The 13,586-nt window shown below is 52.3% G+C and carries 14 protein-coding genes and 2 riboswitches; of the genes, 3 read left to right on the forward strand and 11 right to left on the reverse strand.

Annotated elements, in window-relative coordinates; translation table 11 throughout:
• Positions 1-94 precede the first annotated feature (94 nt).
• Together motB and motA are read right to left on the reverse strand one after the other, a co-directional pair.
• Positions 95-895, reverse strand: coding sequence for a flagellar motor protein MotB (motB, locus tag ACSFXJ_RS00490; RefSeq protein WP_435923300.1), 801 nt, complete (start codon positions 893-895; stop codon positions 95-97).
• Positions 879-1,682, reverse strand: a complete 804-nt coding sequence (motA, locus tag ACSFXJ_RS00495) for a flagellar motor stator protein MotA (protein WP_435923301.1) — start codon at positions 1,680-1,682, stop codon at positions 879-881. Before motA ends, motB begins: the two co-directional genes overlap by 17 nt.
• Positions 1,683-1,869: 187 nt before the next feature.
• Between motA and ACSFXJ_RS00500 the strand changes: the two genes are divergently transcribed.
• Both ACSFXJ_RS00500 and ACSFXJ_RS00505 read left to right on the forward strand, forming a co-directional pair.
• On the forward strand, positions 1,870-2,163 hold the full coding sequence (locus ACSFXJ_RS00500) for a hypothetical protein (RefSeq protein WP_435923302.1): 294 nt from the start codon (positions 1,870-1,872) through the stop codon (positions 2,161-2,163).
• A 189-nt stretch (positions 2,164-2,352) separates the two neighbouring features.
• A complete protein-coding gene (locus tag ACSFXJ_RS00505; RefSeq protein WP_435923303.1) occupies positions 2,353-2,652 on the forward strand; it encodes a 4a-hydroxytetrahydrobiopterin dehydratase in 300 nt (99 codons plus the stop codon).
• Between the two features lie 68 nt (positions 2,653-2,720).
• Here ACSFXJ_RS00505 and ACSFXJ_RS00510 read toward each other — a convergent pair whose 3' ends face one another.
• From ACSFXJ_RS00510 to ACSFXJ_RS00535, 6 genes are all read right to left on the reverse strand, one after another.
• Entirely contained in the window at positions 2,721-3,083 is a 363-nt protein-coding gene (locus ACSFXJ_RS00510) for a c-type cytochrome (protein WP_435923304.1), read from the reverse strand.
• A gap of 152 nt (positions 3,084-3,235) precedes the next feature.
• The gene (locus ACSFXJ_RS00515; protein WP_435923305.1) at positions 3,236-3,736 is read right to left on the reverse strand and encodes a GNAT family N-acetyltransferase; all 501 of its coding nucleotides are present in this window, start codon (positions 3,734-3,736) and stop codon (positions 3,236-3,238) included.
• A 355-nt stretch (positions 3,737-4,091) separates the two neighbouring features.
• Positions 4,092-4,538 carry a C40 family peptidase gene (locus ACSFXJ_RS00520; RefSeq protein WP_435923306.1) on the reverse strand — a complete coding sequence of 149 codons (447 nt, stop codon included), beginning with the start codon at positions 4,536-4,538 and terminating at the stop codon, positions 4,092-4,094.
• 4 nt (positions 4,539-4,542) lie between these two features.
• Positions 4,543-4,701: riboswitch (cyclic di-AMP (ydaO/yuaA leader) on the reverse strand.
• Positions 4,702-4,857: 156 nt separating this feature from the next.
• Positions 4,858-5,349 (reverse strand): C40 family peptidase, encoded by a 492-nt coding sequence (locus tag ACSFXJ_RS00525; RefSeq protein ID WP_435923307.1) that lies wholly within the window; start codon positions 5,347-5,349, stop codon positions 4,858-4,860.
• Between the two features lie 2 nt (positions 5,350-5,351).
• A riboswitch (cyclic di-AMP (ydaO/yuaA leader) is annotated at positions 5,352-5,484 on the reverse strand.
• A 186-nt stretch (positions 5,485-5,670) separates the two neighbouring features.
• Positions 5,671-6,501 carry a hypothetical protein gene (locus ACSFXJ_RS00530; RefSeq protein WP_435923308.1) on the reverse strand — a complete coding sequence of 277 codons (831 nt, stop codon included), beginning with the start codon at positions 6,499-6,501 and terminating at the stop codon, positions 5,671-5,673.
• A 45-nt stretch (positions 6,502-6,546) separates the two neighbouring features.
• Positions 6,547-8,547, reverse strand: coding sequence for a M1 family metallopeptidase (locus tag ACSFXJ_RS00535; RefSeq protein ID WP_435923309.1), 2,001 nt, complete (start codon positions 8,545-8,547; stop codon positions 6,547-6,549).
• A 104-nt stretch (positions 8,548-8,651) separates the two neighbouring features.
• Here ACSFXJ_RS00535 and ACSFXJ_RS00540 point away from each other — a divergent pair, with 104 nt between their 5' ends.
• A complete protein-coding gene (locus ACSFXJ_RS00540) occupies positions 8,652-9,182 on the forward strand; it encodes a YwhD family protein (protein ID WP_435923310.1) in 531 nt (176 codons plus the stop codon).
• 326 nt (positions 9,183-9,508) lie between these two features.
• Here ACSFXJ_RS00540 and ACSFXJ_RS00545 read toward each other — a convergent pair whose 3' ends face one another.
• The 3 genes from ACSFXJ_RS00545 to ACSFXJ_RS00555 all read right to left on the reverse strand — a co-directional run bounded on the left by ACSFXJ_RS00545 (position 9,509) and on the right by ACSFXJ_RS00555 (position 13,449).
• Positions 9,509-10,663, reverse strand: coding sequence for a copper amine oxidase N-terminal domain-containing protein (locus ACSFXJ_RS00545; RefSeq protein ID WP_435923311.1), 1,155 nt, complete (start codon positions 10,661-10,663; stop codon positions 9,509-9,511).
• A 64-nt stretch (positions 10,664-10,727) separates the two neighbouring features.
• A complete protein-coding gene (locus tag ACSFXJ_RS00550; protein ID WP_435923312.1) occupies positions 10,728-13,028 on the reverse strand; it encodes a heavy metal translocating P-type ATPase in 2,301 nt (766 codons plus the stop codon).
• On the reverse strand, positions 13,021-13,449 hold the full coding sequence (locus ACSFXJ_RS00555; RefSeq protein WP_435923313.1) for an ArsR/SmtB family transcription factor: 429 nt from the start codon (positions 13,447-13,449) through the stop codon (positions 13,021-13,023). Before ACSFXJ_RS00555 ends, ACSFXJ_RS00550 begins: the two co-directional genes overlap by 8 nt.
• Positions 13,450-13,586: the final 137 nt, after the last annotated feature.

Here is a 13,586-nt window from a genome sequence, read left to right on the forward strand (position 1 = left end):
GAGTGGTTTCTTTTTGTTTAACAAAATGGAAAGGGGGTGTCCCTCAGTCATCTACGATGACTTTTGGGACAGCCTCTTTTCGTCATGCTAAATGCTAATGCGTTGCCGGCATTCCGATTTGTTGATCCCCATCCTGGTACTTACGGATGATGGATACTTCAACGCGGCGGTTTTTGGCCCGCCCTACGTTGTTGTCGTTCGTATCGACCGGATGATACTCGCCGTAGCCGATGGCACTGAACTTTTTGGGATCCAGCTTGTCGTTCAGCAGCAGGATTTTCATAAAGTTAAGCGCCCGTACGGAGCTGAGGTCCCAGTTGGACGCAAATTCGTGGTTCGAAATCGGCACATTATCGGTATGTCCGGAGACGATGATCTCATAATCCGGGAACTCCTGGAGCATATTCGAAATGGCCTTGGCGAGAATTCTCGCGTCCGGTTTCACTTCAGCCTCACCGGAAGGGAATAAGGCATTGTCGCTAATGGTGATCATCAGTTGGGATTGATTCAGCTTCGTTTCCAACTGATCGGTCAGACCGTTGTTTTTGATGTAATTATCGAGCTGTTTCTTGAGTGCTTCGAGGTTTTGTTGCTCCTGACGCTTCAGCTCGTTCTTCTTACTCATGCCGTCGGAAGACGGTTTGGGAAGTTCGCTCTCGCTCATGGAGTTTTTGGTGTTGCTGGTCATCGCGTTCTGATCAAGAACGCCAACGCCGCCTGTCAGCACACTGCTGAATGCCTCGCTCATTTCCTGGAATTTCTGCGCGTCTATAGTACTCATGCCGAACAGAACTATAAACAGGGCCAGAAGAAGGGTCATCAAGTCGGAATAGGGAAGCAGCCAGCTCTCGTCCGCGTGCTCCTCATGTTCCTGGTGCTTATGCTTTTTGCTCACCTTCATTCGCCCCCTTTTCTAAAAATTCTTTTCGTTCGGCAGGGGTTAAAAATACGGCCAGTTTTTGCTGAATGGCAATCGTGGAAACGCCGGATTGGATCGAAAGCAAGCCCTCCACCATCATCAGGCGGATTTCCATCTCTTTCTTGGAAAGACGCTTCAATTTATTTGCGATCGGGTGCCACATCACATAACCGGTAAAAATACCGAACACCGTTGCGATGAAGGCGCCGGAAATAGCGTGGGACAATTTTTCGATATCACTCATGTCGGACAGTGCGGCAATCAAACCGACGACGGCGCCGAGTACCCCGAGGGTAGGAGCATACATCCCCGCCTGGGAGAAAATTTGCGCGCCCGCCTTGTGGCGTTCTTCGGTAGCGGCGATATCTTCGGTCAGTACGTCTTGTACAAACTCTTGATCGTTACCGTCGATAATCATCCGCATGCCGCCGCGCAGGAAGTCGTCCTCGATCTCTTCGACTTTGGCCTCCAGGGCAAGCAAGCCTTCGCGGCGCGTTATGGTGGCCCATTCCATAAACATGGAAATCAGTTCGCCCTTAGTAATCATTTTAGGCTTGACTACCGTCATTTTGATCAGCTTAGGGAACTTCTTAATTTCGGAAAGCGGAAAGCCTACGAAGAGCGTTGCCGCCGTCCCCACGAAAATAATAACAAAGGCAGCGGGGTTGGATACCAGGCTTTCTATAGGTGCCCCTTTCAGAACCATCCCTACAATAAGTGCCACAAACCCGAGAATTAGACCGATAATTGTTGAAATTTCCATTGCACACCTCGTCCTTGAGATAATTGATTCCATTTTTCTGTCGCCCGCATCCTTGCTGGGACAATGAATCTGCCCGAAAAACGGTTTATCTCTTTTATCGACAGAATCCCCTTTTTTTTTAAGGTGTTTTTTCCGGTATAATAAGAATACATGCCGTCAAGGCAATGATGAAGGGAGCTGTTCTCAGGTGGGAGTAAAGCACGGCAGGGATTATGAATTTATTTTGGCAGATTTAACGGCGGCGGTAGGCCGTATTCCCGATAGCTACATATTTTTTGAAATGGAAACTTCCGAATGGGAGAATCTTTCTTCCGAAGAACGGGGCGAGGTGCTTGAAGCGCTGGCGGAGGACTTGTTCTTTGCCCTCGGCACAGAACCGGTGATCGAGGTGGGAAGCGCCGTGGTCGTTTATGACCGGGAAGCGCACAGGATCAACGTATTGATTGGAGAAGAAGAACTGACGAGCGTCAAACTGGTCTAGTCATTTGGATTCTGAAGATAAAGCGTGGTAAAATTTATTTTTGGAATAAGAATGCATTGATTCACCCGAATATTGTAGTTTGTATCCCCCTAGCCGAATAATTGTCCGCGACAGGAATACAATATAGGGACGCGGGGTTAGAAGGTAATACGTGAGACCTGGAAGTTTTGAAGAACGGGAGGAAGAAAGATGCCGTTTACACCGCAAGAAGTAGAGGCGCATTTGGAAAAGCTGGAGGGTTGGGAACTTGAGGAGGGCAGGTGGATCACCCGCAAATATACCTTCTCCAACTTTATGAAAGGGATTGCTTTTGTCGATGAAGTGGCTGCCATATCGGAGGCATTTAACCATCACCCTTTTATTACCATTGACCATAAAACCGTGACGCTTCGCTTGACATCTTGGGATGATGGCGGGATAACGGCCGTCGATATAAAGGAAGCCCAGCAGTATAATGAAGCGTTCGAAAAAGCGCGCTCTGCCGGCTAATCATACGTCTGCGGAAAAACGCCCGCCAGGATGCACATGCATCCAGGCGGGCGTTTTGTGTTGAATTTTTATTTCTTTTCTGAAAGCCACATGGCGACGTTGGCGATTTCGTCTTCCTTCAATTTATCCTTGAAAGAAGGCATCATGCCGCCGCCTTTCCCTTTGGTGATAATGCCGTACAACTGATCCGCCGATAGTTCGGAGCCGACTTTATTCAGAGCCGGACCGGCGCCGCCTTGCAATTGATCCCCGTGACAAGTAATGCAATTTGCTTTGACCGTAGCCTCGGCCTGTTCGGCATTTAATGTGATTTCAGGCATTTGCGGTTTCTCTTCCTGGGCCACCTGCTCCCTGCCGGGCAATGTAAACATTAACACAGCTGCGAAGGCGCACGCCACGACCAAAAGTCCGCTCATGATCCACTTCTGCATTTCCATCGTCCCTCCTATGTAAGCTACCCCTTCCATTATAGCGGAACATGCCTGACGATCATAGCTTTTGTGTCAAAAAAAGTAACGATTTACCGTTAGTATATGAAGAAAACATAAAGTTCATGTGCTGTACATCACAGACAAGTGTTTTATTACTCTGTCGGAGCTCCTTTGAACACCATGCAGTAATAAGGTTTGGATATGCCGCCGGGCGTCATTTTTTCGTAAAGATCGGTAATGACAAAGCCCGATTTTTGATATGCCCGGATGGCCCGGGTGTTCCAGGTCAATACCTCCAGGTCGATCACGTCGCGCGGTTTGCGTCTGGCCGCTTCCTCCACAATGGTAAGCACAAAACTTTTACCCAGCCCCCGGCCGCATAAATCAGGCCTCATCCCGATCCCCAGACGGGTTACGCCTTCCATCGGAAAGTACTGGGCGAAGCCGGCCAACTCGCCTTGCTGATCGAGTAAAGAGACGTACTGCTGGGCTCTCAGGGCGGGGTTGCCGAATTCCACGTCAAGCGCCTTCATTTGTTCCCAAGGGAGCCAGCTGTAAATATCGTAGGGAGAATCGTAACGCCACGTGCAAATATCCGCGCCATGGCTTTCTTCCATAGGTACGATTCGGAATGGTGTAATCGAATTTTCCATTATTAGCGCCTCCTTCAACGATAGGGATGCAATCGCGATTGCAGGGTTCATGTTCTTTTTACACTCACTCTAACGGGATTTTTTCGGGTTGTAAAGGTTTTCGCGCGGAAGATTGAATTTTCCTGTTTAGCCTTTCGCGAAAAGGGTAAATCTTGGATATAACGGGGATTGGAGACGGGAGTGAAGAGGACGGAACGGAAACAAAAAAAATTGCCTGACAGGCTTTAAAGAAGAAACCTTTTACTCTGGTCCTTCGTTATATGAGTAGCAACCAAGAAAAAGACCGCGGACGATTCCGGCAAGAATCGCTCGCGGTTACGCAATGCATTTATATTTCGGAAGCATATTTGGAAAATCAGGTTGTGCTGAGAATGCGCTTTGCGCCGACGTACCGGGTTTTATAGTAACTGTTGCTTAACTTGTCTGTCCGAATGCCTTTTGACGACGAGGCATGGGCAAACGTTCCGTCACCAAGGTAAATACCGACGTGGGATACTTTCCCGTTACCCAAGGTATTGAAGAAGACCAGGTCTCCGGCCTTTAATTGGCTTTTGGCCACGGAAATTCCTTTCTTGTATTGATCGGAGGATACGCGAGGCAAAGTAACGCCTAATTTTTTGTATACGTATCTTGTAAAGCCCGAGCAATCAAAACCGTTGATTGTGGTCCCGCCGTATTTATAAGGGGTACCGTATACGGATTTGACGACGTTGTTCAAAGTGGACTCTGCATGTACGTTTCCCGTCCCCATGGTGAACAGGATGGCTAAACTCGTAGCTGCTGCGGCGATAGTCTTTCTCAAGATGTCATACTCCTTCCAAGGCCTGCGAGGTTAGCTTGCGGATTCGGTTGAAGGTTCCCTATGATCCTTAAAAGAGGAAGTTTAAAAAGTCGACTTTCGGATCAATTCACCCCAAAATGGTTCCCCCGTTTCCCGGATGCAGGGAATTCGGCTGTTCTTAGTTGTGTGCATCCAAAACAACGACGACGATCATTACAATACAAATTACAAAATTGTTACCATTTACGCAGACTATTTTAGCAAAACTCGCCTCAAATGGCAAGTTGATGAAAAGACCCGCAGGATTCATCCTAGAATCTCTGCGGGCCAGACGGAACAATTATTCTACTGCATCGTGATCCTGGATGTCGCTCGTAACTTCCTCGTACTTATCGGAACTCATAATGCGTTTAGCGCCAACGTAACGCTCGACGTAATATTTTTCACTCATTTTGCTAATGACGACGCCTTTAGAGGAAGAAGCATGAGCAAATTTTCCGTTACCGACGTAAACGCCGACGTGAGAAACGCCTTTTCCTGAAGTGTTGTAGAACACCAGGTCTCCGGCAATCAATTCATCCTGGGATACTTTCGTGCCCATTTTGTATTGGGCGGCGGATTGGTGCGGCAATTTAATGCCGAGCTTTCCGAACACGTACATCGTGAAGCCGGAGCAGTCAAAGCCGGACGTTGTCGTTCCGCCAGAGACATATTCCGTTCCCAGAGCATTGTCCACGACGGAATCCAGTTTGGAATCCGCGAAAGCGCTGCCAGCTCCGAGGCTAAATAGTAATGCAACACTTACAGCTGTTACGGCTAGTTGTTTCTTCAAGAAAAAGCTCCTTCCAATGCCTACGAGGTTAGCTTAAGGATTCGGTTGAAGGTCCCCTATGACCCCTCTGTTGCGAGATCAATTCACCCAAAGTGGTTCCCCCGTTCCCCAAAAGGGATTCGGCTAGTAGTTTGAGTCTGTAAATGGTAACAAAAATAATTACAAAACTGTTACTTAAATTGTGCTGTTGTTATTGTAACAAAGGTAAGTATATTTTGGCAATGGTTAATTAGCAAGTTTAAGAGGAAAAACGAGCAAAAAGGCCCCCGAAAAACACCCGGAGGCCTTGCTGCGCAAGGGATCGGAAAAAGTGAAGAAAATTTAACTTTTTTGCGTTTTGGTATGCCAAAGCTGGTATTGAGAGGATAAATTCCAAACTTGCAAAAGGCTCCGAATAAAAGGATAGGATTGTTGTAACAAAAGTGCGATCAACCCGGTCCAAATCCAAGAGACGGTGCCGAACAAAAGGAACAAGATGGCCCCGGAAGCGCCGAGAATAAAGGCAATGGCGATACCGGGCAGCAAATGCCTCATACATAAAATCAGGGAAGCCCATATGCCGGTCTTGAACAGGTATCCGAATTTGGCGAACAACAAGACCTGACGGACGATCCAACCATAGGCCGCCCAAGCGAGAACGTAACCCATCAGCGTCAGCATGGGTGCGAGCCTGTCGCCGGAGGGGATCAGGCGCGGAAGCAGGGCAACAAGCTCGGGAACGATCCAAACCGCCGGCAGAGCCAGAAGAGCAAGCTCCAGCAGAAAAAAGAGCGAGACGGGCTTCCAAAATTCCTTCATCCCCCGGAATAAGGTCAACCCGGTTCCCCGGGCGTCCGGAGGAGTGAATCCATACAGGATTCCGGCCTCGAGCAAGGGCGTCAACAGCAAGCGAAGGACGACCATCCCCAGCAACAGCCAGGCATATCGATGGACCGCCGGATTATGAGATAATTCGAATTGGCCTTCGATCAGATAAAGCAGCCGGCTCATTTCCGTGGGGGGCGGGTCCGGGTACCTGGACAGAACGGCAATCACTGCCGAGTGAATCAGCCGGTACAGAAACAGCCCCCAGAGCAGCTGATAAAGAAACAGGATGATGATAGAGGGAAATTGGCTCCTGACAAGCCCCCATCCATTCCGTACATAGGTCATACTTTTCCCTCCTAGAAATGTTATGAGCATGATTTTTCGTGACATCTACCAAATCAAGGTCCCCAGCAGCGCCTCCAGGAGTTTGACGACGCCCAGCGTCGTGCGGGTACCGGTCGTTTCGTCAATTTCGGCCTTGATATAGTTGTTGATATGCTTGTTTTCCAAGACCAGCGTATAATCGGGATCGATCTGAACCCAGTCAAGCGGTTCCTTGTACTGCAGGGTCATCTGGATCCGCTCCCCGTTTCCGTTCCAGTTTTTTTGAATCGTATTCCCATCCTTGAAATGGAACAGGATCGGCACTTTCGCTGCCGTTCCGCCTTGGCGGCTTAGCTGAACGGTGGATTCATAGAGGGGATCGGCACCGTTTTTGCTTTCTATCTGAGCAACGCTGACTCGGTCTACCGAGTAATCGGTCATTTTGCCGCCATATACGTACTGATTGAAGTAAGACTTCCAGCTTCGGCCCGACACCTGCTCCACGACCCGCTGGAAATCGGCAGTAGTCGGATGCCTGAAGCGGTATTTTTGGCTATAGGTATATAGAATTCGTTTCATGGTCTTGGAGCCGACCTGGCGTTCGATATCCATCAGGACAAGCTTGCCGCGATAATAGGCGTTTTTCGCATACGTGTCGCCGGAGCCGTATTTCCAGGCCGGTTGGGTCAAGGAAGCCGGCGAAGAGATGAGCGCGGCCTGAACGGGAAGATTCGAGGCGATGCCGAATTCCTGTTCCATTAACTTGTCTTCGGCATAGGACGTAAAGGCTTCATCCAGCCAGGCTTCTTCGAATTCATTGCTGGCGATCATTCCGTAAAAGAACTGATGCCCGATCTCATGTATAACCGTCCGTTCCAGCTCGTCGTATCCCGGGGCTTCGCTGGTGGCCCCGAACGATGTGACCAGGGTTGGATATTCCATGCCTCCGGCGCCGTTCCCGTTTCCCGGCGGGACGACGACGGAAAGCGTCGAGTATGGATATTTGCCGTACCATTTGCTGAAATTGGCAAGGGCCACCTTGGCGGCATAAAAATAACGCTCTTTCAAATCTTTATGGGCAGGGTCCAGATAAAGCTTGATTCGGACGCCCGGCACTTCGGTCGAGGAGAAGGGCTCCTCCGCATAAATGAAATCGGGCGAGGCCGACCATGCAAAGTCATGAACGTCGTCGGCATAGAACTGGACCGTTTTCCGCCCGTCTTTGCGGGCCGCCGGTTTCGTCTGGAATCCGGTAGCGGCAACGGTATAGGATTCGGGAACATCGATATTGACGCTATAAATGCCGAAATCGGAATAAAATTCGGAGTTCCCGTGATATTGGTGCAAGTTCCAGCCTTCCGTTTTCCGGCCCCGCGTCCCGACGGGTTCATATACGCTCACTTTCGGGAACCATTGTCCGGCCATCACAAAGTCTCCGGCAGTACCCATGCGGGCGAATATTTTCGGCAGTTTTACCGTAAACTTGATCTTCAGCGTGACGCTTTCTCCGCCGCCGACGGTGACCGGCAAGCGGACCTTGGCCAAAGTCCGGTCATGGGAGTTCCCGTCATCCGGTTGGACGTACTGCAGGCGGTGAAGCAAGGATATACCGTCCGTTGTCCGGATCTCCGTCAATTCCATGGACCCCCATCCGTCCTTTGGCATCGCGTCGTTTCTAAGCTTGCCGCCGGATTCTTTCATGAACGTCGTGTTCGCCGAAGCGAAGGCGTTGGGGTATAGATGCAGATATAACTCATTGACGGCCTTTTTTCCGGGATGAGTCCAGGTCAGGGTTTCCGTGGCGGTCAGCGTCCCCTCGTTCTCATTTAACTTGACCTGGATGTGATACTCGCTGACCCGGTTGCTGAGAATTTCCGCTGTCGGCTGCTGGATGCTTTCGGCCTGGGGAAGAGCCGGTTCGTTCAGGGCGACTTCCTTGGGCTTGACCTTATTCGGAGCAAAGGAGGCCTGGCTTGAAGGATTCGTGCTCAGGGTGTAAAATACGGTGCCGGCGATGAGGCACAGGGCAAGAAGGGCAATGCCGAAAAAGTAAATACGTCGGGTCATACAATGGATACCTCCCGTTGACAAGCATCTACAGCATGTATATGTTTGCTTTTGGGAGATTATTAGCTAAAATTGAATAAAGAAACTTCCGGCGGGAGGGAACCATGGAGAACAACAATAATCAGTCCAATTCACAAGCCACGGGTAAAAAGATTTTTGCCCTCAATATTATCAGCAACGACGACAAGAGCAAGCACAAAGGCTTCGGGGCCGGTTCGATCGACCTGAACAGCATGTCACCGGTCATTATCGACGGAGATGAAGCTTATATCGATATCGGCGCCATGCATGCAAAAAGCAAGGTAGAGAAGGGCATCAAATTTTCCGTGAACCGGGAAGACGTCCCTAACGGACGCCAGGTATGGATCGTTTGGGTGGCGGTGGACCGCTCTCCGGAGGGGCAATTTTACGGCGGAATGACCGCATGCGAAATGTGGATCGATACCGAAGCACGGCGGGGATGGAAAATTCTTGCCGACCACGTCAACAAAATGGACTACGCATTGAAGCGGCGGATCATTTTGGAGGGCCTGTCGGCGGAACAAAAGAATGCGCTGAAAAAGCTGCTCATCGACACGAATCAGGAATGGTGGGACCGTTCTTCGGATGAATTGAAGGCGGCGCTTGAATCTTAAATCTTAATGTGGCACAAAGCGAAAACGGTACAGTCGCGTAAGCGAATGTACCGTTTTTTTTAATGGCTCGGGACCTGCCCGGCCGTGCAAGATGACCTGTCTGCTGATTGCAGCAGGTTAATGATGCACTTTTTACAACAATTGGGCGTGGAAGGTAAGGGTGAGTGTGAAAATGCTGTACATTCTGCAACAATTTTTCGGCATGGTCCCCCAACTTACCTCGTTCTGTCCAAAATGCTGTAAATTGTGCAGCTTTGAGCACGTTATACCATTTTTCGGAGGCTAAATGTTGTATAAAATAACAGGATTGTTCGACTCATCGACAATCATTTGGTTAGATCGTACGTTTTCGTTACCGGCTTTGCGCCGGAACCGGCCAACTGCCAGGTAAACTTCAATTGGTTCCCCGAACGGCCGGCATATTTCAACCCGTCATTAATTCCGAGTTCATCGTTCTCGATCCGGTCGATACCGGCCTGATCCAACAAGCTGAGATAGAGCGGGGTCGTTTTACCCGAGCCGCGGTTAACCAGCAGCAGGGTGCCGGCCGCATAGGAACGAATGAGCAGGAAATCGGAATCCAGCGCCTCCAGGCTGTATACATCGTCCGGGCCGCCGTACTTTTCAAGATCCAGCGTTTCAACGACGGTTCCGTCCGGTTTTACAAGTTCCGCGGTTGCGCCGTTGTTCAAGACGATGCTGCCGTCAAACTGGAGGACGTCTCTTTCGAGCGTGACGCTGGAGGGTCCGCCAAAGGACATGCCGGATTGACGAACGACGGCTCCGCCATGCACAAGGGCCCGGTATCGTCCGTTAAAAATATGCGGCTCGCCGTAAACGTTGCTAATGTCGGCTACATAAGAGGAGTCGTCGATTTTTGAAGCGGTCATACCGAGCAGATCGGGATATTTGATTTCCACGGTACCGGTTTTGGAAGGAAGCCGGCCGCTAGGGCCCATATAAAGGACTCCTTGGCTGCGGTTTAGCCAGAACAGCATCCCTTCCGTCTGGGCCAAGGCATACTTGGAGGAGTACACATAACTGATTTCGTGCTTGCTCGTTAAGGAAATCGGAATGCCGAACAATTTGCCGAACAGCGAAGCGGGGACATACGTTACTCCCTGCTTGAGCTGGACCGGAGCCCCAAGGGAAACGGAGGCGCCGTTCGATCCGGTGGCAGTTGAACTGCCGGCCTTCAATTTGGCCGTTTGGGTGACGCCGGTGAGCTCGAGGATTTTCGAGGAATCGTGATAGACGAGATGAAGATCGAACAATGAGGCTGCTTCCCTTAAAGGAACATAGAGCTGACCCGCCTGCTTAAATGCCGGATGTTCGAGATAGGAAGTTACCTTTTGGTTCACGGCTGCCGCCGCGGCTGTCGGCTGCGGGGCAGGAATCAGCATTCCGGCGGTTCCTGCCGTCAATGCGACCGTAAGGCCAATGACTGCGGACTTGATGGTGTTTTTCGGAACGTTCATCATTTGATATCCTCCTTTTCCAAATGTATGAACGCTCCGAGTTCCATGAAAGTTGCGCCGGGGAAAATCAGGCTCCCGCGTTCCGCTCCCCGTCCTTGCCCAGCAGCACGGTCAGCCCCAGCAACGTGACGACGATCGTGGCGCCCATGTCGGACATGACGGCGATCCACAGCGTAAGCCAGCCTGGGATCGTCAGCAGCAGGGCGATCAGCTTGAGCGCCAGGGAGATGCCGATATTCCAGCGGATAATCCGGCTGGCCTGCCGGGCCACGCGAATGGCGCCGGGCAGCTTGCCGAGGTGATCCTGCATGAGGACGATATCGGCGGTTTCCACCGCGGTGTCCGTGCCTTTGCCCATGGCGATGCCGAGCCTGGACGCCGCGAGAGCCGGCGCGTCGTTGATGCCGTCGCCGACCATCGCCACCTTCCAGCGGCGGGACAGCTCGCGGATGCGCCCGGCCTTCTGCTCCGGGAGCAGGCCGGCGTACCAGTCCGTGACGCCGGTCTTGCCGGCGATCGACCGGGCGGCCTCGGCATGATCCCCCGTCAGCATGACGGTGTGGGCAATGCCGCTGCGGTGCAGCCGCGCGATCACGTCCGGGCTCTCCGGACGGATCTCGTCGGCGAGGCCGAACAGGCCGAGCACCCGGTTTTCGGCGGCGGCCAGCACGACCGTGAGGCCGTCCGCCTTCATGCGGGCGAGGTCCTCGCGGACCCGGCCGCGGGCGGCCTGCGGCAGCGAGAGGTGCTCCAGCACCTCTTCGCTGCCGACCCAATACCGCGACCCGCCGAAGGTCGCGGAAAGGCCGACGCCGGGCAGCGTCGTCAGCCCGGCGGGCCGGGGCAAGCCGGCTTTGGCGAGGCCGCCGGCTTCTACGTGCCGCACGATCGCCTCGGCGAGCGGATGCAGGGAACCTGCCTCCATCGCGGCGGCGATGCGGTGAAATTGCTCCGGCGCGTAAACCGCCTCGCGGATGACCGCGGGCCTGCCCAGCGTCAGCGTACCGGTCTTGTCAAAGGCGATCGCATCGATCTTGCCCAGCTGCTCCAGGTGCACGCCGCCTTTGACGAGCACGCCGCTGCGGGCACAGCGGGTCATTCCGCTGACGAGCGCGATCGGCGAGGACAACACGAGCGCGCAAGGGCAGCCGACGATCAGTATCGCCAGCCCTTCATAGAGCCATTTCATCCAAGGCTGTCCGAGCAGCAGCGGCGGAACGAGCACGACGAGGGCGGCGACCCCCATAATGGCGGGAGTATAATACTTGGCGAATTTATCGATAAAAAGCTCCGTCGGCGTTTTGGTATCCTGGGCTTCCTGAACGAGGTGCATAATTTTGGCGAGCGATGAATCTTCATAGGCTTTGTCGATGGTCACTTTCAGCGGCCCTTCGGTATTGACGCTTCCTCCGAATACGGCCGCTCCGGGCTTTTTAGGCACGGGAATCGATTCGCCGGTAATCGCCGCTTCGTTGACGGCGCTATACCCTTCAAGAACGATTCCGTCCGAAGGAATTTTTTCGCCGGGCCGCACGAGTACGATATCCCCTTCCTTTAGCCGCGAAATCGGCACCGTGAATTCCCGGCCTTCCTGGATGAGGATGGCTTGTTTCGGAGCGGCATCCAGCAGCGCCTCCATCGAGCGGCGGGCGCGGTTCATGCCGTATCCCTCCAGCAGCTCGTTCAGGCCGAAGAGGATCGCGACAAGCGTAGCTTCCCTCCATTCGCCGATCAGGGCGGCGCCGACCAGTGCGACGGTCATCAGCGTGTCCATATTAAATTTGAGGCGGAGCAGGTTACGGAGTCCCCGCGTAAAGGTGGAGTATCCGCTTAATACAATAGAAGAAACATGCATCAGAACGATGACTTGGCCCGGCAGGCGGCTTTCCGCAACAAAGGTTGCGGCGTATAACAAGGCGGCCAGCGTCAGCGGCCACTGACCGGGCTGTCCGTCCGCGTGTTCGTGTCCATGCCCATGCCCGTGGCTATCGCTATGACTCTGCTCATGGCTGTGTCCGTGAGGATGATCATGATCGTGGTCGTGCGCGTGATTATGCCCATGATGGTGATCGCGGGGATGCCCCGAGCCTTGTCCGCCACGCCGTTCCCCTTTCCCACGACCCGGTCCATCCGTAAGCGAAGCCCCGTCCCGGTTCAAAATCCGTTGAACCCGCTCCAAATCAATCTCGGGACGGGCCAGCAACCGGCCGGAATTGTACATTAACGCGGCATCTTGACCATGATCCAGCCTCCGGATCTCCTCCTGCAGCTCGCGGGCGCAGTTGGCGCAGGACAGTCCTTGAACGCGATATTCCAGGCGGGGATCCGTTCGTTCGGCGGGTTTGATGGCAGGATCGGATTTATTCATAAGCGTGTCTCTCCTTTTGATGCTCCAGCGTCATGGAAATCAAGGTGACGATATGATGATCCTTCAAGGAATAAAATACGTTTTTGCCTTCCTTTCGGGATTTGGCGATTTCCATCAACTTCAGCTGTCGCAAATGATGGGATGCGTTGGCGACCGAGCTGTTCAGCACGGCAGCAATATCGCATACGCAGCATTCCTTCGCTTGAAGCAGCAAGCAGGCGATTTTCATCCGGTTAGGATCCGCCAGCGCTTTGAACATCTGCACCATACCGGCGATTTCGCCTTCAGGCAGGCTTTGGCGCCATTGTTCCGCTTGCTCCGCATTTTCGCAGCATGTCGTGCATACCTCTTGATCGGATATCGCATTCGAACACATATCGATCGGCATCCTTTCTCTGCGTCCTTCCTTCTTATTATTCAAACCCTCATTTGAATGTATTTAAGTGTATGACTTGTTTTCAAACATAATACTCAAATGGAGGTTTGAATGTTACCCAGGAAAAAATTACCTCGCCGAATTTTTTAACAAATATTAGCCATTTTGGATGAAATGCCGAT

It is taken from the genome of Paenibacillus salivarius (assembly GCF_051307165.1).
GTDB lineage: Bacteria > Bacillota > Bacilli > Paenibacillales > Paenibacillaceae > Fontibacillus.

What these genes read in the sequence shown, in the direction of transcription:
- motA (WP_435923301.1), bottom strand. Translation starts at nt 1,682, where the DNA reads ATGGAAATTTCAACAATTATCGGTCTAATTCTCGGGTTTGTGGCACTT.
- ACSFXJ_RS00505 (WP_435923303.1), top strand. Translation starts at nt 2,353, where the DNA reads ATGCCGTTTACACCGCAAGAAGTAGAGGCGCATTTGGAAAAGCTGGAG.
- ACSFXJ_RS00510 (WP_435923304.1), bottom strand. Translation starts at nt 3,083, where the DNA reads ATGCAGAAGTGGATCATGAGCGGACTTTTGGTCGTGGCGTGCGCCTTC.
- ACSFXJ_RS00515 (WP_435923305.1), bottom strand. Translation starts at nt 3,736, where the DNA reads ATGGAAAATTCGATTACACCATTCCGAATCGTACCTATGGAAGAAAGC.
- ACSFXJ_RS00530 (WP_435923308.1), bottom strand. Translation starts at nt 6,501, where the DNA reads ATGACCTATGTACGGAATGGATGGGGGCTTGTCAGGAGCCAATTTCCC.
- ACSFXJ_RS00535 (WP_435923309.1), bottom strand. Translation starts at nt 8,547, where the DNA reads ATGACCCGACGTATTTACTTTTTCGGCATTGCCCTTCTTGCCCTGTGC.
- ACSFXJ_RS00540 (WP_435923310.1), top strand. Translation starts at nt 8,652, where the DNA reads ATGGAGAACAACAATAATCAGTCCAATTCACAAGCCACGGGTAAAAAG.
- ACSFXJ_RS00545 (WP_435923311.1), bottom strand. Translation starts at nt 10,663, where the DNA reads ATGATGAACGTTCCGAAAAACACCATCAAGTCCGCAGTCATTGGCCTT.
- ACSFXJ_RS00550 (WP_435923312.1), bottom strand. Translation starts at nt 13,028, where the DNA reads ATGAATAAATCCGATCCTGCCATCAAACCCGCCGAACGAACGGATCCC.